Below are 25,705 nucleotides of genomic sequence, written 5' to 3' on the forward strand. Positions count from 1 at the left end.
ATTTTTGTTATCTATATGATAACAATACCTTGGGGGATTAAATGAGTAGTATTTCCATAATATTACCATTGTATAACAAAGAACATTATATATCCCAGTGTTTAGACAGCTTGCTATCTCAAAGCTTTAGAGATTTTGAACTAATAATTGTTGATGATGGTTCCACTGATGCGTCCTATGATATTTGCAAGAAATACAGCATAGCTGATCCCCGTATCATTCTGCTCCGTCAGGATAACCACGGACCTGTACATGCCAGGAAAACAGGTATCCGTAATGCAAGTGGCGACTATATAGCCTTTGTTGACGCTGACGACTGGGTTGATCAGGACTATATCCGCTATCTCTATTATTGTGCAGCTGATAACGATTCAGATATAGTCATATGCGGCAGGTGCGATGAATATGACCATAGGACTATTAACCATAGGCCAAGCCTGCAGGCAGGAAGGTATTCTAAACACGATCTGATCTCAAAGGTGTATCCTTCGCTTATTTCCGGGGGAGGTTTCTTTACTTGGGGGACTTCGCCCAGCCTCTGCGAGCACTTATTCAAGAGAGATTTAATTAAGGATTACATACTATCCGTAGATGACAATATCCGCATGGGCGATGATGCTGCAGCTGTATTTCCTGCGATATTACATGCCGATAGTCTCTATTGCCTTGATAAGTGTCTATATCATTACAGGATGCACGAAAGCTCCCTGGTGCATTACAGTTCCTCAAGCGTAGATATATTGGCAGAACGAGGGCGCTTTAGCAGTCTCTATCACTATGTTGATAGACAGCTTAGCAGAGATATAGCTATCTACGATCTTAGAAAGCAGTGGCTTGAGTATGTACTATTTATGGCTATTCCCAGGGCTGATGTCTTGTATGAAGGCTTCTGGGACCTGGACTATCTATTCCCATATCCACAGGTGAAGAAGGGATCAAAGGTTGTCATATATGGAATGGGACTCTATGGTATGAGACTATACAGAGCTGTCACAGCACGTGGATTTTTGAATGTTGTGGGCTGTACAGACAGAGACTATGAGCATATGGACTCTTTTGTCTCTGCTCCTGAATCTATCAGAGATATGGATTTTGATCATGTCATTATCACTATGTCCTTTTATGAAACAAGACATAAGGTGTATGACTATCTAAGAGAATTCGTACCGGCAGAGAAGATATCCATGATGGATGAAGAGCTGATTTTTTCAGAGGAGTCGCTTAAGAGATTTGGATTCATATAAAGCTCATCACGAGGACACTGACATGATATTTCACCGGGATGCTGATAAAGAAGCTTTTATAAAGGATATGAACTCCTCAGGTCACAAGCTCATCGTCTATGGCTATGGCGTATTGGGCAAGACTGTGCTGCCCTTTTTCCTTGATGAATGCGGGCTGTCTGACAGGGTCCTATTTATAGCAGATGCAGACTCCCATAAGCAGGGAGATAGCATCAGGATAGGCGATAATACTGTAGTAGTATCGTCCCCTGATAAGATATCAGAACTGTCATGTCCCTATTCCATCCTGATAACAGGCAGCAGATATGACAAGATACTGGAATATCTATCTAGTCTTCCATATCTTGATAACACAGATGTATATCTCCTGCCCGGGATGCTGGCAAAGAAAGCAGCAGGACTACAGAATGCAGAGAAGATAGTATTCCCAGATAAAAGAGAGAAGATCCCAAGGATAATACACTATTGCTGGTTTGGGAAGAATCCCATACCGGATAAACTCCGTGAATACATGGATAGCTGGAAGCGCTTTTGCCCGGATTATGAGATCATCAGATGGAATGAAGACAACTATGATATCAATAAATGGCCATATGTCAGAGAGGCGTATAATGCGGGAAAACTAGGTTTTGTGCCTGATATGATCAGGCTTGATGTCCTCTACAACCACGGCGGAATCTACTTTGATACTGACGTAGAGCTCATAAAGCCCATAGATGAGCTCCTATGTCTGGAGGGCTTTTGCAGTACTGAGAAATGGGGCATTGCAAACATGGGCGGAGGCTGCGGGGCTACAAAGGGCCATCCCATGATAGGTGAGATCCTGGACTACCGAAGAGACCGGCATTTCCTATGGCCTGACGGAAGTATAAATACCGAGTCCAGCGGTACCTACGAGACTTTGCCTCTGATCAGCAGGGGCTTTGTGCCTGACAATACTCTTCAGACTGTAAATGGTCTTACTATGCTTTCATCAGACTTCTTCCAGCCCTATGACTACATGACCAGGGAGACTCTGATCACAGCTAACACCTACGGCATCCATCACTTCTATGGGAGCTGGTTATAAATCATTGAATCTCATTAAGAATATTTTTATATGGCGATCTCGAAGAACAATAGTCGGATAATACTTTACGTGATTGAAGACAATATGTATTTATTATGTAATACGACTAATCTGGAATCAGAAACCAAATTAGTCGTATTTTGATGCGGGAGCTTTTTGTGAAGTATCATACATCCATGGAATCTTTATCTCTAAATATATTTAGCCGATATACAAGTGTAGAAGAGGTCTGTTTATGTGCAGCTTAGGCACTTTTGGGTTTACGAACCTTGCCAAAAGCCGCGCTGCTTATATGAGGTCAAAGGATTGCTATGAAAGAAAAAAGGATTTTGATAAAATGCATGGCGGCAGTGATCGCTTTTATATTGACTGTATCTATCCCTGCTCGGGCTGAGACCATCAGCAAGGTGCTGGTCCCACTTGATAAGGAAATCTATTCGGTGATCCTTCCTGTATTAAGCGAGGAAGGGCCCTCTCCCTTTGACTTTATCATGGATCCCCAGAATCTGATCTATTTGACAAATGCCGCTGCTTACGGCGGCGGAAAGGTAGAGGAAGGGGTAAATCTCCTTTTCCACAATCATGAGGGTGACTATGATTTTTCGTCCTTCAGCGACAGGCTAAAGGTCTATAACAGGAGCACGGTACCTGTGGCAGTGACTATATCCGCCAGGATAAGTAATCTTGGGGACATAGAGCTGGTAGACAGCCCTGATTTTACAGAGGGCAGTGGCTGCAGGCTCTATATGGCTCTTACAGATGATGAGGGCCATGAGATCCCTCTTGTAGAGGGCGAAGAGGTGTCACGGACTATCGAGATGAGAGAGGCTCCTGACAATGCTTACTGCTATAGGATAGATGAAAATACGGGGACCTATGAGTATACCTTGTCCACCGATCCGGAGAACATAGACTTTGACAGCTACTCATTTGGCCTGGTGGGAGGCTGCAGCGCAGACGGCGACTGGTGGAGCATATCTGCTCGTCCCAAAGTGGAAGTGACCTGGAAGGTGGAGCCTCTGGAAGATGAATCTGCAGATGGTGAAGAAGAGCTGCAGGAGGATATAGGGGATGAGGATGCTAAAAAAATCGATGAAGATATGGACGATGCATACAGCGTAAGTGACAATAGCCTGCAGGAGGAAGCAGGAGATTCGGAAGAACTAGAAGAACTGCAAGAGTCGGATAAACACCCGGATGATGAAACGGACTCTATCTTTGAGGATGAAGATGACGATGATCTGAGCCCTATCGAAGATGAAGATGATGCAGGCAGTGATGAAAACGGCAGCATTTGGAATTAGCTATGGCGTGAGAAACAGACGTGCCATGCATACTGGTATTACGCTATAGCATGAATAAAATATGTGATGTAGTGGACTCTGATATGATCCTCCTTAGGTGGCAATGGAAATAAACATAGTCACTTAAGGAGTTTTTTGTGTCCACATTTCTTGACTAGCACAAGTCCAAATAAAAAATGACGATTTTGTTCTAAAGTGCTATAATAAAAATGACGATTTTGTACCAAAACATTATAACAAAAATGACGATTTTGCGGATAATGGCTAAAATTAAAATGACGATTTTGTTAAAAGAGGATTGATGCTATGAATTTTAAAAGAAAAATATATGACAAGCTAGTCGATTGGAAGGAAACTTCAAATGGTAGAACTGCGTTAATGATAGAAGGTGCCAGGCGAGTGGGAAAGTCTACCGTGGCGGAGGAGTTTGCCAAAAATGAGTATTCTAGCTATATAATTGTGGATTTCTATAAAGCGTCCCCCGAGATAAAGGGGCTGTTTGAAGACTTATCGGATCTTAATTATATTTTTTTGCAGCTCCAGCTTCAGTATCAAGTCAGCCTGGAAGAGAGAAAATCCCTTATAATCTTTGATGAGGTTCAATTATGTCCAAAGGCTCGAAGCGCCATAAAGGCACTTGTTGAGGATGGACGATATGATTATCTGGAAACTGGTTCCCTTATTTCAATAAAGAAGAATGTAGATGGGATTTTGATTCCCAGTGAAGAGCGTAAGATACAGATGTTTCCCATGGATTACGAGGAGTTTAGATGGGCATTGGGAGACACTGTTTCAGTTCCTATGATAAAGAGTTTTTTTGATAGCAAGAGACCACTTGGCCAGGCTGCGCACAGGAAGATAATGCGGGATTTTAGGTTGTATATGCTTGTGGGAGGTATGCCTCAGGCCGTAAAAAGATATATAGAGACCAATGACCTTAGTAAGGTAGATAGTGTTAAACGAGATATTCTGACGCTTTATGAAGATGACTTCAGAAAGATAGATCCTACGGGGAAAATATCATTGTTATTTGATGCAATACCTGCTCAGCTCATGAAGAATGCTTCCAGATATAATGTATCCAGTGTTGTCTCTGGTGGCAGAGCGACAGATCTGTTGGAACAAATTGCTGGTATGGCTGATTCTAAGACCGTATTGGTGTCCTATCATGCAAATGATCCCAGTGCAGGGCTTGCGCAGAATAAAGACCTTCATAAATTTAAGATGTTTATGGCTGATACAGGATTGTTTATAACATTGGCATTTATGGATAGAGATTTTACCGATAACGATATCTATCGTAAGTTGTTAAATGATAAGCTTCAGACTAATCTTGGATATATTTATGAAAATGTCGTTGCACAGACCTTGACAGCTTGTGGTCACGGCCTTTTTTACTATACATTTCTTAATGAGGCATCACGTCATAACTATGAGATAGACTTTTGTATAGCAGATAAGAGCAAGATCAATCCTATAGAAGTGAAAAGCTCAGGCTATACCAAGCACTCCTCGATAGATGCCTTTAATAAGAAGTATTCATCAAGGATAAATAAAAAGTATTTACTATATACCAAAGACTATAAAAAAGATGGAGATTTGGAATGTCTTCCGATCTATATGGCACAGTTTCTGTAAATACAAACATATTAATATAAAATGTGTCGGAACGATCCCTGGGCAAAAATGTAATATAAATTGTTTTTTCGACTGAAAAAATGTAAGATATATTTCCAGAAGACAATAATACAGAGAATTACGTATATATTATTCCTATCCGCAGGAGGACTAATGAGACTGGACAAATATTTAAAGGTATCAAGACTGATCAAGAGGCGCACTGTGGCCAATGAAGCCTGTGACGCAGGCAGAGTGACAGTAAATGGCAAAGTGGCCAAGGCAGGTACCGAAGTAAAGGTGGGAGATAAGATCAGCATATCCTTTGGCAATAAGGAAACAAATGTGGAAGTGCTGGCTATCCAGGAGACCATACACAAGGAAGACGCTTCAGAGATGTTCAGATATATCTAGGCTTTTGCCCCAAAAAACGGCATTGTCGTTATAACCTCTCTTTTTGATGTTGTTAACCGATAATAATATTTTTGTTATTATTAGTATATATTCCTTTAAAACCGTGTGGTTGCGCCTTTTTTCATAGAGTGATATTATAGTATATATATTGTTGATATATGCCTTTTAAATGTGCTTTTGTAGCAGCTTTTGAGAGACGATATTTCTGCATATTGCAGGATGAACAGATTATATACTTCCTTACATAAGAGGGACACTATATGAGACAGCGGTTTAGGACTAAGCGCAGGGAAAACCTCGTAGGTATGAGGCTTGCCATCCTCGTGCTGCTCTTGCTGACTGTAGTGGTAGGGGTTAGAGGTGCAGAGCTTAAGAGGCAGCAGGCTGCCAATGAGGCTCGTATAGAGGAGCTGACCCTTTCCATAAGCAGTGAGGAGAAGAGAAGCGACGAAATAGCGCAGTTTACAAAGAAGACTCAGACCAGAGGATATATTGAGCAGGTAGCCAGAGAGAAGCTGGGCCTGGTTTATCCCGGTGAGATCATTTTTGAAAAAGATAATTAGGGAGTGCAGACTTGTGAGATGAGTTTGCACTCTTTATTTCTTTATAATATATTCCTGGATTGATGATCCATGATATATGGGAATGAATTATTACAGACTGCAAGATATTAAAAATATCGGGCAAGATAATAAATGGACATTGTTGTCCGTCTCAGGATAATAGATAGTATAAGCTATGGGAAAAGAATTAATTAATAAAGTATATGAATATATCAGGAAGGAAAATATGATCTCCCGGGGAGACCATATCCTGGCAGGAGTATCAGGAGGCGCGGATTCTGTATGCCTTTTGCTGATCCTCTATGAGCTTAGAGCACGCCTTGGTATCACACTTTCTGCTGTTCATGTAAATCATGGCATCAGAGAGGAAGCTGGGGAGGATGCTGCTTTTACAGCTGATCTGTGCGGGCAGCTGGGCATCCCTTTTTACTTAAGGGAGATAGACGTGCCCTCTGCAAAGGCTCAGACAGGTATGAGCGAAGAGGAAGCTGCCAGGCTCCTTCGCTACGAAGCCTTTGAGCAGCTGCAAAAAGATATATCTGCAGATAAAATAGCCGTTGCCCACAATGCCTGCGACCAGGCAGAGACCATGATCATGAATATGGCAAGGGGGAGCGGCCTTAGGGGCATGACAGGTATCAGATCTGTAAGGGGCACTATCATCAGGCCCCTGCTTAGCACTGACAGGCAGGAGATTGAGGACTACCTGCAGGCAGCAGGCAGGGACTATGTGACAGACAGGACCAACCTGGAGGATGAGCATACCAGGAACAGGATCAGGCATCATCTATTGCCTCTTTTGACAGAGAGTGTAAATGCAGGCGCTGTCAGGCATATGGGCGAACTCTCATCTGACCTTGCGCAGATATCAGACTTTCTGGACCGCATGGCAGATGACTATCTGTCTGCAAATGCCTGCTATAAGTCGGATAATGCAGGGGGTAGGAGCTATATTGTTGAGCTGGGACCCTTTAGAGAGCTGGACCCGGTTGTCCAAAAGGCTGTTATCAAAAGGAGCCTGCTGGCAGTGACAGAGTCTGCCAAGGATATAGGCAGAGTCCATATAGATGCCATTATGGAGCTGTGCAGGGACAGGGCAGGAGAAAAGAGCCTAAACCTCCCCTACGGGCTATTGTGCAGGCGAAGCTACGACAGGCTGTATCTGATCTCTGGACCTATAGAGGCCGGAGAGATGGTTGGACGCGGAGAGGCTGATAATGCACAGCTTTGTAATAGGACAAAGGAGTATTCGTCCAAAGACATATTTGATGAAAATGCACTTGTGACAAATAATGCTGAGGCTGGCAGGGCTCTTACGATAAAAGAAAAGCATGATGATGCCGAGATATTAGAAGCTCGTGAAGGCGATGCATTCTGCAGCCTAAAGCACATACATATCAGCCCTAGTGAGGCAGAAAGCTACATATCAAGGGCCCCGCGGTCAGCATATACTAAATGGGTTGATTATGATACAATAAAATCGGGTTTGTCTCTTCGCAGACGAATGTCCGGAGATAGATTCTTTTTTGACAGACAGGGCCATTCCAAGGCTCTCTCTAAGTTTATGACCGATGAGAAGGTTCCTGCATCCATGAGGGATCAGGTAGACCTTTTGGCAGACGGTGAGAATATCATTTGGGCGGTAGGCCTTCGCCTGTCCCCAAGGTATGAGGTCACTCCTGATACCAGAGATATTCTTGAGATAAATTATTATAAGAAAACGAGGTAAGTATCAATATGGCAGAAAGAGTTCGAGTGATGTTCACAGAGGAAGAAGTGGATAAGAGAATTCGCGAGATAGGTGAGCAGATCAGTAGGGATTATGCAGGTAAGACCGTGCATCTGATCTGTGTGCTCAAGGGCGGAAGCTTCTATATGACTGAGCTGGCCAAGCGTATCACTGTTCCTGTGACACTGGATTTTATGAGTGCGTCCAGCTATGGCTCCTCCACCAAGTCCAGCGGAGTTGTCAAGATCGTCAAGGACCTTGACGAGCCTCTCAAGGATAAGGACGTTATTATAGTAGAAGATATCGTAGATAGCGGCAGGACTCTGAGCTATCTTATCAAGATGCTGGGAGACAGAGGACCCAAATCTATCAAACTGACTACACTTCTTGATAAGCCTGACAGAAGAGTGACAGATGTTAAGGTTGATTATACCGGCTTTGAGATACCCGATGAATTTGTAGTGGGCTATGGCCTTGATTATGATCAGAGATATCGTAACCTGCCTTATATTGGCGTAGTCGAGTTCGACTAAAAGGAGGCTTTTCTTGGAAAATCGCAGAAGAAGTTTCGGAACGATATTCGGCATTATCATAGTCATACTCCTCGCCCTGGTATTCCTTCAATGGGTAGAGGATTCCAGATCTGCCAATAATATGGCATATACCATAGGAAAGCTTCAAAGAGATCTTGATCAGGGAAGAGTGACCAGCGCAGTGATCCTGCCCAATGCAGGCAATGACACCGGAGCTGTGAATATTACATTCAGCGATGCAGACAGGGGTACTGAGACACTCTATGTTACAGATGTAGCCAGGGTTCAGCAGATACTATCTGAGGGCGGCATAGATGCAGAAGTCAGGGATATCCCCGGTGACAACTGGCTCTTTAACTGGGGACTGCCTATTCTCTGCGTAGCTATTGTCCTTGTCATGGTCATGTCAGTGATGAGCGGACCACAGGGGGCCGGCAATGCTTCCAACAACCGTATGCTCAACTTTGGCAGAAGCCGTGCCAAGATGACAGTGGGCGATGATAACAAGGTCAAGCTGGATGACGTAGCAGGACTGAGTGAAGAAAAGGAACAGCTGGCTGAGATCATAGAATTTCTTAAGAATCCCGAGCAGTTTACCAAGGTTGGAGCCAGGATTCCCAAGGGCGTACTCCTTGAGGGTGCTCCCGGAACAGGTAAGACTCTTTTGGCCAGAGCCATCGCAGGAGAAGCAGGAGTTCCCTTCTTTTCCATATCAGGTTCGGATTTTGTGGAGATGTTCGTAGGTGTGGGTGCTTCAAGAGTACGTGACCTATTTGAAGATGCCAAGAAGAACAGCCCCTGCATAGTCTTCATAGATGAGATCGATGCGGTTGCAAGACGCCGTGGTACAGGTATGGGCGGCGGACACGATGAACGTGAGCAGACACTGAATCAGCTCCTGGTAGAGATGGACGGATTCGGAGTAAATGAAGGGATCATAGTAATGGCCGCCACCAACAGGGTGGATATCCTGGATCCTGCGATCCTTCGTCCCGGCCGTTTTGACAGAAAAATAGCTGTAGCCAGACCTGATATCAAGGGCAGAGAGGCGATACTGAATGTACATGCCAGAAACAAGCCTCTTGCTGATGATGTTAACCTTGGTCAGGTGGCTAAGACTACAGCAGGCTTTACCGGTGCTGATCTGGAGAATCTCCTTAATGAAGCAGCTATCGGTGCAGCCATGAAGAAGAGCAGCTTCATAGTAATGGAAGATATCAAGGCTGCATTTGTAAGAGTAGCTATTGGTACCGAGAAGAAGAGTCATCTGATCACAGATGAAGAAAAGAGGATCACAGCCTTCCATGAGGCCGGTCATGCTATCCTCTTCCATGTGCTCCCTCATGTAGGACCTGTGTATACAGTATCTGTTATTCCTACAGGCGCAGGGGCAGCAGGCTATACCATGCCGCTTCCTGAAAAGGATGAGATGTTCCTGACAAAGACCAAGATCCTGGAAGAGATCATGGTGGATCTGGGTGGCAGGATTGCTGAGGAGATCATCTTTGGAGATATCACCACAGGCGCTTCCAGCGATATACAAAAGGCCACATCTATGGCCAGGAGCATGGTCACCAGATATGGTATGTCTGACAAGATAGGTACAGTTAATTATGTAGAGAATGAAGATGATGTCTTCATTGGATATGACCTTGGTCACAGGCACAATCATTCAGAACTTATGAGCGGCGAGATTGACAAAGAGGTCAGGGCCATCATTGATGACTGCTACAAGAAGGCCAAGGATATCATCCTTGAGCATAGGGATGTTCTTGACAAGGCAGCAGCTCTTCTTATCGAAAAAGAGAAGATCACAGGCCAGGAATTTGCAGCACTCTTTGAAGATGGATCCGAAGAGATCTACTCTGATATGAACACTGATCCTATATTTGCATAAAGCACTTACGGGCCCGGCAGTATCTGCCGGGTCCTTTTGCCCGCCGGAGCGGCAGTTCTCGTGGGGGGAACTACAGCTGCTATCAATAAGTTTTGTTAAAATACTAACAATTTGACGAAAATGACGGAGCTGTATAATTATGCATCTGCAAAAATGACCAAAAACCAGTGATCTGTTTTGTATATTTTGTTGAAAGTGAGAATTGTCCCAATGGGGCGAGCTTGCTATTATAATATGCGTAACCCCCCAATATTTATATAGTTTTTGCTATACCCCATAAGAAATACCTTCTCTGAAAAAGACAGCTCCCCCTAAAGCTGTCTTTTTTGCTATCTCTAAATATGTTATTATTATTACAGGGCAAAGAATACAATCAGTATACAGATAAAGGGGAAGGGACATAATGTTTGAAGAAGGACTTCTTTTTCACGACGTTGTTTCAGGCTACCTTAGCTCGGTTGAGCCTGAACCATGGCAGAGTGTCACTATCAGATTTCGGACCGGGACTTGTCAGGTTAGGTCTGTAACTCTTTGCTGTGAGGGCGAAGAGATCTTTATGCAGAAGGTATCTCTTTCTGATTATCCGCAATATTGCGATTTCTATGAAGCAGAGATTGAGCTCTCCGACGATCCCTGTTCTTATTATTTCGCCGTTAAGCCGGAAGGCGGCAAGACTCTCTATTATGATGTGAGAGGAGTTGTGAAGGATAAGCCTAAGGCAGATTCACACACGCTTTTCAGGATCATACCGGGCTTTCGTGTGCCCGGCTGGGCAAGAGGCGCCGTGATCTATCAGATCTTTACGGACCGCTTTTGCAATGGGGACAAGTCCAATGATGTAGTAAGCGGTGAGTATCTGTACGAGGGCAAGCTGGTCAAGAAGGTCAGCGATTGGCACAAGCTCCCCGACCCAAGGTCTGATTTTCGCCATATCTACGGCGGAGACCTAAAGGGCGTAATGTCTAAGCTGGATTATCTCTCAGACCTGGGTATAGAAGTAATATACTTTAATCCTCTCTTTGTATCTCCCTCCAGTCACAAGTACGATACTCAGGATTATGACCATATAGATCCTCATTTTGGTGTGATCATAAATGATGGCGGAGAATTGGTCAAAAAGGCTGACAAGGACAACAGGAGCGCAGAGCGCTATATCAGGCGTACCACGGACCTTGCCAATCTCGAAGCCAGCGACCGCCTCTTTGCGCAGCTGGTAGAGGAAGCTCATAAGAGAGGGATCAGGGTGATCCTGGACGGAGTATTTAACCACTGCGGCAGCTTTAATAAGTGGCTGGATACAGAGCAGATATATGGTAATGGAGCATATCACGACAAGACATCTCCATACCAGGCCTTCTTTAAATTTGAGGAGGACCACTGGCCTGATAATGATAGCTATGAAGGCTGGTGGGATTACAAGACCCTGCCCAAGCTCAATTATGAAGGAGCCAGGGCTCTGCAGGAATACATCCTCAGGATAGGCAGAAAATGGGTATCTCCTCCTTATAATGCTGACGGCTGGAGACTGGACGTTGCTGCTGACCTGGGTCACAGCGCGGATTTTAACCATTATTTCTGGAGGCGCTTTAGATCTGCAGTCAAAGAGGCCAATCCCTCGGCGGTGATAATAGCTGAAAATTATGGATCCTCCAGGGAATGGCTTATGGGTAATGAGTGGGATTCTGTGATGAACTATGACGGGTTCATGGATCCTGTGAGCTGGTTTCTTACAGGTGAAGACAGGCACTCAGACCATTTTAAGAAAGACAGGCTCTGCAATACAGAGCTATTCTGGTCTTCCATGAAAGAGGCCATGGGTGAGAATTTTAGCTGTCAGTCCATGCAGACTGCCATGAACCAGCTCTCTAATCACGACCATTCAAGATTTATGACCAGGACCAATATGAGGCCGGGAAGGGCAACGGATGCGGAAGGCTCTGAAGGAGCGGATAAGGACACAGAACCTGCCGTATTCATGGAAGGAGCACTTCTCCTTATGACATGGCCCGGTGCACCTGCTATCTATTACGGAGATGAAGCGGGACTTACAGGTTATACGGATCCTGACAACAGAAGGACCTATCCCTGGGGCAGTGAAGATCAGAATATGATAGCCTTTCACAAGGAGATCATACAGATGAGAAAGCATGCTCCGGAGCTGAGAACAGGGGCCTTGGTAAGGCTGGGCAGTATGGAAAAGGGTATCCTGACCTATGGAAGATTTTTGCCTGGAGCTGCATCTGTAGTACTGATCAACAATACAGGACGCACCAGACTCCTGGATCTGGACCTTAGAGCCTGCGAGATAGGAAGCGGCCATACACTCATAAAGGTCATAGAGACAGGCAAGGAAGGTTACAATACCAGCCCTGACAGGATACTGGCGGGAGAAGGCACTACATCCTTCAGACTGCCGCCGTACTCAGGCTTTGTCTACAGATATGAGAAAGCTATCGGACACGGGAGATAAGTCATAGAGTTCAGGTGCAGCGCCTATGAACAGTAAGAGATAAGCTCTAGCCTCTTGCCCACTGAATTAATTCGGGTTATAATTTTTTTGTTGGCTTTATTAAGTTGTGCGACGGATGTGCCCTGAGCGGGTGCCATTCCAGTCGACATGCAAAAGAAAGGTGGTATGACAATGGCACTTGTTACATCTACAGAACTGTTTAAGAAAGCATATTCAGGCGGATACGCTATCGGTGCTTTCAACATCAACAACATGGAAATCGTACAGGCTATTACAGATGCTGCAGCTGAGCTGAAGAGCCCTGTAATCCTCCAGGCTTCTCAGGGAGCCAGAAAGTACGCTAATTCAGTATATCTTGTAAAGCTGGTAGAAGCTGCTAATGAGCTTCATCCTGAAGTTCCGATCGTTCTGCATCTGGATCATGGCGCAGATTTCGCTACATGTAAGGATTGTATCGACAACGGCTTTACTTCCGTTATGATTGACTATTCTTCACACTCTTTCGAAGAGAACATTGAAGAGTCCCGCAAGGTTGCAGAGTATGCTCACGAGCACGGCGTTGTAGTAGAGGCTGAGCTTGGTACTCTGGCAGGTATCGAAGATGCAGTATCAGTTGATGCTGATGCAGCTATGTTCACAGATCCTGATCAGGTTGAAGAATTCGTTAACAAGACAGGCGTTGATTCCCTGGCTATCGCTATCGGAACCAGCCACGGCGCTTACAAGTTCAAGCCCGGCACAGATCCCAAGCTTCGTCTGGACATCCTTGAAGAGGTTTCCAGAAGACTTCCCGGCTTCCCTATCGTTCTTCACGGATCTTCATCTGTTCCTCAGGAATATGTTAAGATCATCAACGAGCACGGTGGAGCTCTTAAGGATGCTATCGGTATTCCTGAAGACCAGCTGCGTGAAGCTGCAAGAGGCGCTGTCTGCAAGATCAACATCGACTCCGATCTTCGTCTTGGAATGACAGCAGGTATCCGCGAGCACTTCGCAGCAAGCCCTGATCATTTCGATCCTCGTCAGTATCTTGGCGATGGCCGTAAGTATGTTAAGGCTATCGTTGAGCACAAGATCAAAGAGGTTCTTGGTTCTGACGGTACAATCTGATCTGCAGATCATCAGTGCCCCGCAGGTTGATACCTGCGGGGCTTTTATCATAAAGGAATATTCATATGCATAACGAACTTACACGTAAGGATATAGAAGACATGCAGGCAGAGATCGATCACAGGCGTATTGTGGTCAGAAAAGAGCTGTTGGAGGATGTTAAGGAAGCCAGGGCTCAGGGAGATCTCTCTGAAAATTTTGAATACTATGCTGCCAAGAAGGCAAAAAACCAGAATGAATCCAGGATCCGTTTCCTGGAAAGAATGATCAAGACTGCTAAAGTTGTGGATGATGATTCTGCTGACGATCAGGTGGGCATGAACAAGTCCGTTACTGTTTATATAGAAGAGGATGACTGTGAGGAAACCTATAAGATAGTGACCACAATAAGGGCCGATTCCCTAAAGGGTACTATCAGTGTGGAGTCTCCCCTGGGTAAGGCTCTTATGGGCCATAAGGTAGGAGATAAAGTTACCATAGAGATTTCCAAGGATTACAGTTATGATGTTATTATAAAGAAAATTGAGAATTCCGGTTTATCGGATGATGATACTCTAAGAGATTTCTAAAGCTATCAGACCCTTTAGGCAATGTAAATATGCTGCAAAGATGGCCGGCAAAGCCCGGAAGAGAGGACCTATATGGCTAAAAAGCTTTACCTTGAATGCAACAGCGGTATCAGCGGAGATATGCTCGTGGCAGCTCTTATAGATCTGGGTGTGGAGCCTAAAGGGCTGATCACCGCGCTTAAATCCATACCGGCTGAGGGCTATGACATTAAGATCAGCAGGGTAGAGAAAGCGGGCCTTGATTGCTGCGACTTTGATGTGATACTGGACAAAGAGCATGATGGCCATGACCATGATATGGATTATCTTCACGGAGATCATGAGCATAGTCATGAGCATCACCACCACCATGAGCACAGAGGGCTCAGGGAGATCATGGATCTCTTATCTTCATCTGATCTGTCTCCTGCAGCTCTTGAATATTCCCGCAGGATATTTGACGTACTGGCAGTTGCAGAGAGCAAGGCACACGGTATTCCAAAAGATGAGGTCCACTTCCATGAAGTGGGCGCTATTGATTCCATAATAGATGTGGCTGCTATAGGCTACTGCATGGACGCGCTGGATATCAGAGAGCTCATAGTGACATCTCTATCAGAGGGCAAGGGGACTGTGAGATGCGCTCATGGTATACTTCCCATACCTGTGCCGGCAGTCAGCAATATATGCGCTGCTGCATCTATTGCCCTGGAGATTACAGACTCTTTTGGCGAATTTGTCACGCCTACGGGAGCAGCTGCTGTTGCGGCGCTTCGAACATCTGACAGACTCCCTGACAGATTCATCATAGAAAAGGTGGGCATGGGCGCAGGTAAGAGAACATATGAGAGACCCAGTATCCTGAGAGCCATGATCATTGGGGAGCTGCCAAAGCCCGGCAGAAAGAGCGTCAATGCTCCTCTTAGGGACAATGATGCTGCTTTGTCTCTTTTTTCCGAAGAAACATTTATATATAATGACCATATCAAATCTGACAGCTCGGATATAATATTTAAGCTGGAGACTGGGATCGATGATTCCACCGGAGAAGAGCTGGGCCTTGTGATGGACAGGCTTCTTGAAGCAGGGGCAAAGGATGTGTACTATATTCCGATATATATGAAGAAGAACCGCCCTGCTTATCAGCTGTGTGTTCTCTGCAGTCAGGACAAGCTTGAGGAGATGGAGAATATCATCTTCCATGACACGACTACCATTGGTATACGCCGGATCCTCTGCAGTCGCAGCGTCCTGCCCAGAGAGGATACCACAATTGAATTTGAACAGGGTATCTTCCATGTTAAGAAAGTGACTCTCCCTGATGGAGAGATCAGATATTATCCCGAATATGAAAGCGCTGCCAGACTGGCAGCCATAACAGGCGAGTCCTATAGGGAGGCATACAGGAATCTGGAAAACGGTACCTCCTACAGAGGTGCTTATCAGGTGCTGTCTCCGGGGCTGCCACGGGATAAGAAGTAATTTAAGGAGTTAATAGTAGTTTTTATGTTTAGTAGTACCAAAACGCGCAGGACAATCAGGACTGTGATCATCATCCTGGAGATATTAGCACTCCTTGTAGAGGGCGGTATACTCTTTGTATTGTCCAAGCTTGACAGGATCCAAAAGGTAAATATCGCAGCAGAGAGGCTTGAAGAGAATATCTCTAGTCAGGCCAAAGAGAGTACTGAGGCAGGCGAGATGCATGGTTATACCAACATCGCTCTCTTTGGAGTGGATACCAGGACAGGCCAGCTAAAGTCTGATACCAGGTCGGATACCATACTTATAGCTTCCATTAACAACGATACGTCGGAGGTGAGACTGGTATCTATATACAGGGATACTTATCTGAACCTGGGAAATGATAGCTATAATAAGGCAAATTCCGCATATTCCCAGGGCGGACCGGCGCAGGCTATAGACATGCTCAACAAGAACCTGGACCTTAACATCACGGATTTTGTCACCATAGGCTTTGCAGGACTGGTGGATACCATTGATGCTCTGGGAGGCATAGACCTGGAGCTGACAGATGAGGAAGTAAGGCATCTGAATGATTATCAGAAGATAATGGCAAAGCAGCAGGATCGTGAATATATTGAAGTGACACAGTCCGGCTATCAGCATCTTAATGGACTGCAGGCAACAGCCTATTGCAGGATCAGATATACAGCAGGTGATGACTTTAAGCGTGCGGAGAGGCAGAGGCTGGTACTGGAAAAGGTATTTGAACTGTCCAAACATGCTTCTCTGGCTGAGCTCAATGCCATAGTCAACGCTGTTACTGATGAAATATACACATCTCTGACCAATTCCGAGATCCTCTCTTACGTAGCAAGGCTTACAGGCTTTGAACTGGTGGATTCGGGAGGATTTCCCACAGAGACGATGAGAAAAACAGGTACTGTAGGCAGGAAGGGCTCCTGCGTAATGCCTGTGACTTTGGAAGCCAATGTGGCATGGCTTCATGAATATCTCTTTGAAGAATATGACTATACTCCCTCGGATGAAGTAATGGAGCTGAGTGAGAGGATAGGACATGATACAGGATTTATGCTGGATGATGAAGGCAATATAGTGGCCTGGAGAGCCAGCGGCAATTACGACATCACGCCATCGAATTCGGGAAGCCAGGTGCAGAGCCAGTCTCCTTCCCGTCAGGAGCAAAATGATGCTACTGCAGGCCTCAGGTCCATGATAGATCCCTTGAATGGACAGACCGTGTGGTACGATCCATATACAGGAGTGGTAATAGATCCTGCAACAGGACTGGCAACAGGAGCCCTGGCAGATCCCGCCACCGGCAACGTGGTGCATCCTGAGCTGCCGGGTCAGCAGCCCGCTGTAGAAGAGCAGCAGCCCATAGAACAGCCGCAGCCTCCGGTAGAACCTGTAACTGAGGCGCCCGCAGCAGATCCTGTAGGGCAAGGGGCAGATCCTGCTATGCAGCAGCCTGCAGATCCTACCTCGCAGCCTGTAGACCCTGCGGCTCAGACACCTGCAGAGCCTGTGGTTCCTTAATAATCTCATATAAGCTAGCACAAGAGGAAAGGAGCTATCCATGAAGAATTACCGCAATGTCACAGAGGATATCTTTTGGATCGGAGCAAGTGACACACGCCTGTCACGCTTCGAGAACATTTTTCCCATTCCCAGGGGAGTATCCTACAACAGCTATGCCGTAATCGATGAGAAGATATGCCTTTTTGATACTGCTGATGTAAGTGTTGCTGATCAGTATATCGAGAATCTGCAGGCTCTTTTGGGAGACAGAACGCCTGATTATCAGGTGATCCTCCATATGGAGCCCGATCACTGCTCGCAGATAGCAAGAGTAGCAGGAATGTATCCTGATATGACTCTGGTAGGTTCTGCCCAGGCCTTTAAGTTTCTCCATCAGTTCTTCCCTGAGCTGGATGATATGAAAAAGCAGATTGTCAAAGAAGGCGACAGCTTATCTACAGGTCATCATGAGTTTTCATTTGTGGCTGCTCCCATGGTCCACTGGCCCGAAGTTCTCTTTGCCTATGACAAGGAAAGCGGAGCGCTCTTTTCCGCTGATGCCTTTGGCACCTTTGGAGCTATAGAGACAGGCCTCTTTGCAGACGAATATGATTTTGAAAAAGAATTTCTGGATGATGCCAGACGCTATTATGCCAATATCGTAGGCAAGTTCGGCGGTCAGGTACAGCTGGTCCTCAAAAAGGCAGCAGGCCTTGATATCAAATATATCTGTCCTCTCCATGGTCCTGTATGGAGAAAGGACATCTCCTGGTTTATAGACAAGTATCAGAAGTGGTCCTCTTATGAAGCAGAGACAGATGACATACTCCTGGTATACGGATCTCTCTACGGTCATACGGCATCAGCTGCCAGAAAGGTGGCAGAGGAGATCGCAGCCACAGGTGCAAGAGTGTCTGTATATGATGTGAGCGGTACCCATCTCTCAGTACTCATAGGAGAAGCCTGGAGATGCAGACGTATAGTGATAATATCACCTACATACAATGGCGGTATATATATTCCCGTTAGGGATCTCATAGAGGATATGGCGGCCCTTGGACTAAAGAACAGGAAATTCTTCCTGGGACAGAACGGCACCTGGGCTCCCATGTCAGGTAAGCTCATGGCTGAGAAGCTTACCGCGCTTGCCGGCTGCACTGTCAGCGACAATATCCTGACTATCACATCTGCCCTTCATGATGAAGATGAAGCTGCAGTTAAAGCCTTCGCCGCAGAGGTTGCAGGGGCGTAAGTAAACATCTATGATCTGATCTTTACAAAAAGTCCTATGACTATTGCAAGTACATTTGCAAAAGTCATAGGACTTTTGCAAGAAACTGTTATAATATAAAAAGAGATTAACGAAATAACGTAAATAAAGCGGACGAAACGTCCGATATCAATACTATATTAATATATACAGGGACTATTTATGGCGATTGACTTTACATTTGCTGACATGCACAGCCACATAATAGCGGGGGTGGACGATGGTTCAAGGAGCCTGGAGATGTCACTTGAGATGCTAAGGATCGCAAGTGATGAAGGGATCAGGCGTATCATCCTGACTCCCCACAACAAGATCTATCTTAAATCAGCTTCTCCCGAAGGAATAATCAGAAGAACTGACGCTCTGCAGGAAGAGTGTATCAAAAATAACATAGATATAGAGCTCTATCCGGGGAGCGAGCTATATTATGACCAGAGCCTTTCCGACAGACTTGAAAAGGGACAGGCCCTGTCCATGGCAGGGACTGATCATATACTCATAGAGTTTGCACCGGACAATGAGTATTCGTATATAGCAGAAGCGGTAAGGCGTCTGTCCTATGATGGCTGGAAGATCATACTGGCTCACTGCGAGAGATATATCTGCCTTTATCAAAAGGAGCTGATAAGAGTAGATGACCTTCTTTCCAAAGGAGTCATGCTCCAGGTCAATGCAGGAGATGTTCTTCTTGGACCCTTTTCCAAAATGGGAAGGTTTACCAGAAGACTCCTGTCAGAAAGGAAGATATCCTTTGTGGGAACCGATGCTCACAGGGATGAAGGTGAGAGAGCGCCCTATATCAGGGACTGCGTAAATTATATAGCAAAAAAATACGGGGAAGATTATGCCCGTTTGATAGTTCATGACAATACCTATGCGTTAACCGGCGGAGAATAAGCTAGAAGGGGAAAAGCTATGAGCAGCTTTGACGAGAACCTGGCACTGCAGAGAGTACAAAGGGATGAAGGGACTATTGAGATAGACCTGGGAGAGATACTGGGAGTCATCTTTCACAGGCTATGGATCATACTGATCGTAGCAGCGATATTTGGCGGTATGTCCTATGCCTTTAGTAAGTATGTCCTTCCGGAGAAATTCCAGTCCACCACCAAGATCTATGTGCTGGACAAGGAAGCCAAGGACAGCGCTTCTGCCACCTATACCGATCTCCAGGTAGGATCCCAGCTCACCAAGGACTATGCAGAGCTTATAACGGGCAGATATGTGCTGGAGACCGTTATGAAGGATATGAAGCTGGACAAGCTCTATTCCTATGAAGAGTTTCTGGACAAGGTGGACGTGGTCACGCCCACAGATACCAGAATAGTAGCTATCACGGTTACAGATACCGATCCTGCAACCGCCCAGCTGATCGCAGATGCTATCAGAGAAGTGGCCTCCGAACATATCACCAAGGTTATGGCCATAGATGCTGTCAATGTTGCGGAAAAAGCCAATTTTCCCCTGGAGAAATCATCTCCCCACTGCATAGTCTGGGCACTGCTTGGCGCCATGGCAGGCTTTTTCCTGATGTCATGTATATTTGTCTTTAGTTATCTGTCTGATGACACCATCAAGACCGAGGAGGACATTGAGAAATATCTGGGTACCTCCGCTCTCGGTCTTATTCCCTTTGATGAAAATGTTGTAGAAGATATTGGAAACAGCAAAAAGAAGGCCAGGGAGCCTCGTCGCAGCCCTGAGCCTGAAGAAGAGCCTGTAATACCTCAGGTGATGCCTGCGCCCGTCCAGGCCACAGGAATCCAGGCAGCAGAAGCAAAGGGCAGGGCAAGCAAAGTCGCAGAAGCCAGATATGCCCAGGCCAGGAGCCAGGCAACCAGAAAGCCTGCGGGCAAGTGAGGGTAGCGTATGCAGCAGATAGCCATCAAAAATGACAAGCTGGAATTTCGTACCAAGGAAGCCTACAAGACTCTGAGATCCAATATAGAGTTTAGCGGCAAGGATATGAAGACCATTGCCATTACTTCGTCTACACCCAATGAAGGCAAGTCTGAAGTGGCATTTGAACTGGCCAGGAGCTTTGCCCAGGCCGGCAAAAAGGTACTGCTCATAGATGCGGACCTTAGAAAATCCGTTATGAGAGAGCATTTCAGATCAGGTAAGATCAGGTTTGGTCTGACCAATTTCCTGGTAGGCAGATGCTCTATTGATGACTGTCTGTGTATCACCGATGAACCGGGTTTTTATATCATCTTTTCCGGTCCTACGACGCCTATGCCCACTGAGCTATTATCAAGTATGATATTTAGGCGCCTCCTTGAGGAAGCAAGGGATGTGTACGATATGATCATAATAGATACTCCTCCTCTAGGGTCTGTCATAGATGCGGCTGTGGCAGGCAAGCTCTGCGACGGCGTGGTGATGGTAGTGGCAGCAGGCAGGATATCCTACAGATTCGTGCAGAATGTCATGAGCCAGCTTCGCAAGGCTGAATGTCACGTACTGGGCTGCGTCATGAACATGGTAGAGATAGGCAGCAGCAAATATTATGGCAAATACTACGGCAAGTATTACGGCAAATACTATGGCAACTATTACGGCAATTACGGAGAAGAAGATGATGAAGAATAGATCATGGAGCCGCCTGCTGCTCATAGTAATGATAGCGGCTCTCTTATCAGCCTGCTCCGGTAATAAGAAGAGCAAGGATCTGACAGAGGGACCGGGCACTAAAAGCGGTGATGAGATTTACAAGGAGCATGCAGCTGATAGCATAGGCCAGGGAGATATGGGAACCGGCGAAGCAGCTGAAGAAGAAATGACAGCCAAGGATCCTTTGGAGAATGGATCAGACCTTGAAGATGAAGATCTCTATAACGAAAATGGCGAGCAGGGAGAGTCAGCCTACGAGCAGGATATGACCATACTGGGAGATCTGGAGCTGGAGGAAGGAGAAGCTCTGATCCCCATAAGCGGCAAGGACATACCCTTTCAGGGCAGCGGCCCGGGAGATGAAAAGCCTGACTGGGACAGCCTTGAAAAGGACAATCCGGATATAGTGGCATGGATAGTGATCCCGGGTACTGACATATCTCAGCCGGTCTTCCAAAGATCAGGAGACCAGACCTATTATGACAAGCACGGAGCTGACGGGGGATCCTCCAAGTGCGGCGCGCTCCACCTGGACATAGGCAATCTGTCTGGCTTTGATGACCCCAATACCATCATATACGGATGCGATATAAATAATAGTGGCAAAGAAAAAGGCCCTTTTGCTTCACTTAAAGCCTATAAGGACTTAAGTTTTCTGGAAAAAAACCGATATATCTACGTGTATACACCACTAGGTGAATACGAGTTCTGTATTTTCGCTGCTTACAGCGGCTCGGAAACCGATATCCTCACTAAAGTCAACGGATTCGATTTCTATGTATTTACAGACTATATAAATAGTATATACGATGATAACTCCCTGGATGCTATAACCGATCCCGCACTTCAGGAGGCGGCCATCAACGGTTGGAGACTACTTACCTTATCAGGCGGCCCTTTTACTGACAGTACGGACAGGTTCTTCGTTCAGGCGACATTTTCCGGATCCAGGACCTATCAGTAAATGAGGTAGTCCTGAGATGAGCTCAGAATCGCAAGGAGGTACGAGCAATGAAAAAGGGATTAGTCAGAATGATCGCAGCGGCTATGGCTCTTAGCTTATTTATAGGCAGCAGCGCTTTGGCTGCAAAAAGCCCTACGTCAAAGAACAATAAGCCTAAACCAAGCAGCAATACACAGATCATCTATGTGAATCCGCCTTCGGCTCCGGCACCTCATCCCCAGGGACCCACACCTACTTCAGCTGTTGTATCCGGCGGTGTGGCAATGTTTGCAGCAGGCAGTACATCTGCGGCAAGAGCGGCTGTTCCCACCAGTAACGGCAGTTCCATCAGCGTAGCTATCGATCAGGGCGGAGCAGCGCTTCCCCAGACAGGTACCAGCGGATATGCTGTAGCAGGCAATTCAGGCGGCGTAGATGCAACGTTTTCAGCAGTTACCACAGATGGCAGGACGGCTATTACAGGCGCCTTCCTGATCAGAGGATATTCCAGAGGCGTATCACTGGAGTTCATGCCCTCCAAGGTAACTTATACCTTTGGCGTAGGCAATGCATACGAAGGACAGACTCTCTATGTATATGTCAGGACCAGGACCGGCAAGATTGCCAAGCTCAGCGGCAGGGTATCCGGAGGAAGACTTGTAGTATCTACAGAGTACCTTGGCAACTTTGTTATCTGCAAATAACTAATTAAATAACTTGAACTATTGGTAAGGGATGTCGTCTTTGTGGCGGCATCCCTCTTATAACATAAGACAGGACGAGGGGCTGTGGGACGAGCAAGGAGAAGAAGACCGCCTGCCTTCAGGGTTGACAGGTATGGGAGAGTGCATAAAGTTCATAGGTTTAGTCTGAATCCTTTTGAGGGACTTATGTCTTCCCATGAGGACAGGCCTTCGCGCTCAGATAGGAGTTCATCTCATCGTTCATCTCATCGCAGTTCTCATTACAGTGATAGTCAGAGGATACACGACGATCATTCGCGATTCAAAAAAGAATCTCACAGTAAAATTATTTATAGTATAATCAAAAGAGTTTTGGCTTTTACAGGCATATTCCTCATCATATCTGCCCTAGGGATCATGGTATCCTGGAGGATATTGTCAGGAAGAGGAAGAGACAGCCTCTATGCGGCCAACTACTCAGAAGACTTAGATACCGCGTCTCTTAGTGATCAGTCAGATGATCAGGAAGAAGAGATAAGGCTCCGCCCCGGACAGATCCTGAGAAACGGACGGGTATATGAGTATAACAAAGACCTGCTCACTTTTTTGGTAATGGGTATAGATGACCCCATGCCTGTATCTCAGGCTGAGGATTATACCAGCGGAGGCCAGGCAGATGCCCTATTTCTCATGGTCCTGGACCCTGACCTGGAGAAGATATCCCTGATCGCTATTAACAGAAATATCATGACCGATATTGATGTATATAATGAAGCCGGGGAATATGAGTATACAGGCAATGGCCAGCTCTGTATCCAGCACGGATACGGCGACGGCATGGTCCTGTCCTGCGAGAGACAGGCAGCAGCAGTTAGAAGGCTCTTTCACAATCTGCCTCTGGCAGGCTACATATCTGTCAATATGGGCGGCATGGTACCTCTTAGCAGGGCTGTGGGAGGAGTACCTGTCACAGTGCTTGAAGATATCCCGCCTATGGGCTCATTTGAAGGGCTGACCAGGGGACAGGATGTAGTCCTTACAGGAGCCAGCGCCTTTTGGTATACCAAGTACAGGGATACAGAGGTCTTTAATTCGGCAGCAGGCCGTATGGAGAGGCAAAAGCAGTTCCTTCAGACGCTTATCCCAATACTTAGAGAATCCATAAAAAAGGATATCTCTACAGTGCCCAGGATATACAGGGATCTGGCAGAGTATACCGTAACAGATCTGACTCTTGATGAGATGGTCTATCTGGCTGATAATAGCAAGGATTACAGCTTTGATACGGAGGGCATAATGACTATCAAGGGCGTAGCCACCATGGGCGATTCGGGCTTTGAGGAATTCTACCATGATGAGGATGCTCTCGCAGATCTTATAGTATCGGTGTTCTATACAGAGCTGCCTGCCGAAGAATACGGTAATTGATAGTTGGTATATCATGAGGTAGGTGTCAAAAGTTCCTTTTGACACCTTATGACTAACGGATTGTTCCGTTTCTTCGAAACTCTCACAATCCTAAAACATTCGCAAATCCGCACTACGTGCTACTTTGCTCATGTTTTGTGGGTCATAAATTCATATTCGATTTCGAGCAAGCTCGAATCGAAATGACTTTTGACCCTTACGTCATATCATAAGCTGGTAAGTATATTTTTGATACATATGAATATATGCAAATATTTATGAAAGCAGGTTAGAGAAATGGAATATAAGGATTATATGGTAAGGGCAACAGCAGCAGGAGATCAGATCAGGGCCTTTGCCATCACCAGCAGGGATCTCACAGAAGAAGCAAGAAAGGCTCACGGCAGCAGCCCTATAGTAACAGCGGCACTGGGAAGACTCATGAGTGCTTCTCTTATGATGGCTGCCATGACTGACAATGAAGATGACCTTCTCACTGTGAGGATAGAGGGCGACGGCCCCATGGGCGGACTCCTTGCAACTGCTGATTGCAAGGGTAATGTCAAAGGCTATGCCACAAATGAGCTGGTGATCATGCCGCCCAATGAGCAGGGCCATCTGAATGTAGGCGGCGCTATTGGCAAGGGCTCATTAACAGTTATCAAGGATATGGGTCTAAAGGATCCTTATGTGGGCCAGGTACCCCTCCAGACAGGAGAGATCGCCGAGGATATCACCTATTACTATGCTCAGTCTGAGCAGACTCCCTCCTCAGTGGGACTGGGCGTTCTTATGAATCCTGAGAATAATACTGTAAGGGAAGCCGGCGGCTTTATCATCCAGCTCCTTCCCTTTGCAGCAGATGATGTCATAGATAAGCTTGAGGCTAACCTGAAAAAGTTCAGCTCGGTTACGGACGTATTAAGGGAAGGTAAGAGCCCTGAGGATCTATTGAGGATCGTTTTGGAAGGCTTTGACATCAACTTTACTGACAAGAAGGATGTAAACTGGTACTGCAACTGCTCCAAGGAAAGAATGGAAAGAGGTCTCATCCTCCTGGGCCGCAAGGAACTTGACGATATCATAACCCAGGGCGAAGGGATCGAGACCAAGTGCCGCTTCTGCAACGAGAGCTACCGCTTCAGCCTTGACGAGATCAAGGCCATGCGCGAGAAATCCAAATAAGGAGACGCTCTGTCAAGCACCCTCGCCCTATCAGGCCGGCAGCAAAGTCCGCCCCGCTGTTTTCAGCGAAATTATAGCCCCGGGGGATGCTGATATATGC

At 46.0% G+C, this 25,705-nt stretch carries 22 protein-coding genes; all 22 read left to right on the forward strand.

Annotated features, from left to right (window positions below; genetic code table 11):
* Positions 1-41: 41 nt before the first annotated feature.
* On the forward strand, positions 42-1,244 hold the full coding sequence (locus G636_RS19430; RefSeq protein ID WP_081668302.1) for a glycosyltransferase family 2 protein: 1,203 nt from the start codon (positions 42-44) through the stop codon (positions 1,242-1,244).
* A 22-nt stretch (positions 1,245-1,266) separates the two neighbouring features.
* Positions 1,267-2,313, forward strand: a complete 1,047-nt coding sequence (locus G636_RS19435) for a glycosyltransferase family 32 protein (RefSeq protein WP_155832335.1) — start codon at positions 1,267-1,269, stop codon at positions 2,311-2,313.
* A 311-nt stretch (positions 2,314-2,624) separates the two neighbouring features.
* Complete coding sequence (locus G636_RS19440; protein ID WP_051226648.1) at positions 2,625-3,617, forward strand: hypothetical protein; 993 nt, start codon at positions 2,625-2,627, stop codon at positions 3,615-3,617.
* A gap of 306 nt (positions 3,618-3,923) precedes the next feature.
* Entirely contained in the window at positions 3,924-5,255 is a 1,332-nt protein-coding gene (locus G636_RS0106825) for an ATP-binding protein (protein WP_026507438.1), read from the forward strand.
* 153 nt (positions 5,256-5,408) lie between these two features.
* On the forward strand, positions 5,409-5,648 hold the full coding sequence (locus tag G636_RS0106830; RefSeq protein ID WP_026507439.1) for an RNA-binding S4 domain-containing protein: 240 nt from the start codon (positions 5,409-5,411) through the stop codon (positions 5,646-5,648).
* A 260-nt stretch (positions 5,649-5,908) separates the two neighbouring features.
* Positions 5,909-6,211, forward strand: coding sequence for a septum formation initiator family protein (locus tag G636_RS0106835; RefSeq protein ID WP_026507440.1), 303 nt, complete (start codon positions 5,909-5,911; stop codon positions 6,209-6,211).
* A 175-nt stretch (positions 6,212-6,386) separates the two neighbouring features.
* Complete coding sequence (gene tilS, locus G636_RS0106840) at positions 6,387-7,940, forward strand: tRNA lysidine(34) synthetase TilS (protein ID WP_026507441.1); 1,554 nt, start codon at positions 6,387-6,389, stop codon at positions 7,938-7,940.
* 8 nt (positions 7,941-7,948) lie between these two features.
* On the forward strand, positions 7,949-8,473 hold the full coding sequence (gene hpt, locus G636_RS0106845) for a hypoxanthine phosphoribosyltransferase (RefSeq protein ID WP_026507442.1): 525 nt from the start codon (positions 7,949-7,951) through the stop codon (positions 8,471-8,473).
* Between the two features lie 13 nt (positions 8,474-8,486).
* Positions 8,487-10,370 (forward strand): ATP-dependent zinc metalloprotease FtsH, encoded by a 1,884-nt coding sequence (ftsH, locus tag G636_RS17625; protein WP_035779072.1) that lies wholly within the window; start codon positions 8,487-8,489, stop codon positions 10,368-10,370.
* Positions 10,371-10,773: 403 nt separating this feature from the next.
* Complete coding sequence (locus G636_RS17630; RefSeq protein WP_051226650.1) at positions 10,774-12,840, forward strand: glycoside hydrolase family 13 protein; 2,067 nt, start codon at positions 10,774-10,776, stop codon at positions 12,838-12,840.
* Positions 12,841-13,011: 171 nt separating this feature from the next.
* Complete coding sequence (gene fba, locus G636_RS0106860; protein WP_026507443.1) at positions 13,012-13,950, forward strand: class II fructose-1,6-bisphosphate aldolase; 939 nt, start codon at positions 13,012-13,014, stop codon at positions 13,948-13,950.
* A gap of 65 nt (positions 13,951-14,015) precedes the next feature.
* Positions 14,016-14,519, forward strand: coding sequence for a transcription elongation factor GreA (gene greA, locus G636_RS0106865; protein ID WP_026507444.1), 504 nt, complete (start codon positions 14,016-14,018; stop codon positions 14,517-14,519).
* 72 nt (positions 14,520-14,591) lie between these two features.
* Positions 14,592-15,980 (forward strand): nickel pincer cofactor biosynthesis protein LarC, encoded by a 1,389-nt coding sequence (gene larC, locus G636_RS17635; protein ID WP_081668303.1) that lies wholly within the window; start codon positions 14,592-14,594, stop codon positions 15,978-15,980.
* Positions 15,981-16,004: 24 nt separating this feature from the next.
* Positions 16,005-17,522 (forward strand): LCP family protein, encoded by a 1,518-nt coding sequence (locus tag G636_RS17640; protein WP_081668304.1) that lies wholly within the window; start codon positions 16,005-16,007, stop codon positions 17,520-17,522.
* 40 nt (positions 17,523-17,562) lie between these two features.
* Positions 17,563-18,756, forward strand: coding sequence for an FprA family A-type flavoprotein (locus G636_RS0106880; RefSeq protein WP_026507445.1), 1,194 nt, complete (start codon positions 17,563-17,565; stop codon positions 18,754-18,756).
* A gap of 180 nt (positions 18,757-18,936) precedes the next feature.
* Positions 18,937-19,671 (forward strand): CpsB/CapC family capsule biosynthesis tyrosine phosphatase, encoded by a 735-nt coding sequence (locus tag G636_RS0106885; RefSeq protein ID WP_026507446.1) that lies wholly within the window; start codon positions 18,937-18,939, stop codon positions 19,669-19,671.
* A gap of 18 nt (positions 19,672-19,689) precedes the next feature.
* Positions 19,690-20,634 (forward strand): YveK family protein, encoded by a 945-nt coding sequence (locus G636_RS17645; protein WP_051226654.1) that lies wholly within the window; start codon positions 19,690-19,692, stop codon positions 20,632-20,634.
* 9 nt (positions 20,635-20,643) lie between these two features.
* Positions 20,644-21,366, forward strand: coding sequence for a CpsD/CapB family tyrosine-protein kinase (locus G636_RS0106895; protein ID WP_026507447.1), 723 nt, complete (start codon positions 20,644-20,646; stop codon positions 21,364-21,366).
* Positions 21,353-22,351, forward strand: coding sequence for a class B sortase (locus G636_RS19445; RefSeq protein WP_196803048.1), 999 nt, complete (start codon positions 21,353-21,355; stop codon positions 22,349-22,351). Before G636_RS0106895 ends, G636_RS19445 begins: the two co-directional genes overlap by 14 nt.
* Before the next feature lie 47 nt (positions 22,352-22,398).
* Entirely contained in the window at positions 22,399-23,034 is a 636-nt protein-coding gene (locus G636_RS0106905) for a hypothetical protein (protein ID WP_026507448.1), read from the forward strand.
* A gap of 351 nt (positions 23,035-23,385) precedes the next feature.
* A complete protein-coding gene (locus G636_RS0106910; protein ID WP_051226658.1) occupies positions 23,386-24,441 on the forward strand; it encodes an LCP family protein in 1,056 nt (351 codons plus the stop codon).
* A 276-nt stretch (positions 24,442-24,717) separates the two neighbouring features.
* Complete coding sequence (gene hslO / locus G636_RS0106915; RefSeq protein ID WP_026507450.1) at positions 24,718-25,605, forward strand: Hsp33 family molecular chaperone HslO; 888 nt, start codon at positions 24,718-24,720, stop codon at positions 25,603-25,605.
* Positions 25,606-25,705 lie beyond the last annotated feature (100 nt).

Source organism: Butyrivibrio sp. MC2013, assembly GCF_000424585.1.
Classification (GTDB): Bacteria; Bacillota; Clostridia; order Lachnospirales; family Lachnospiraceae; genus Butyrivibrio.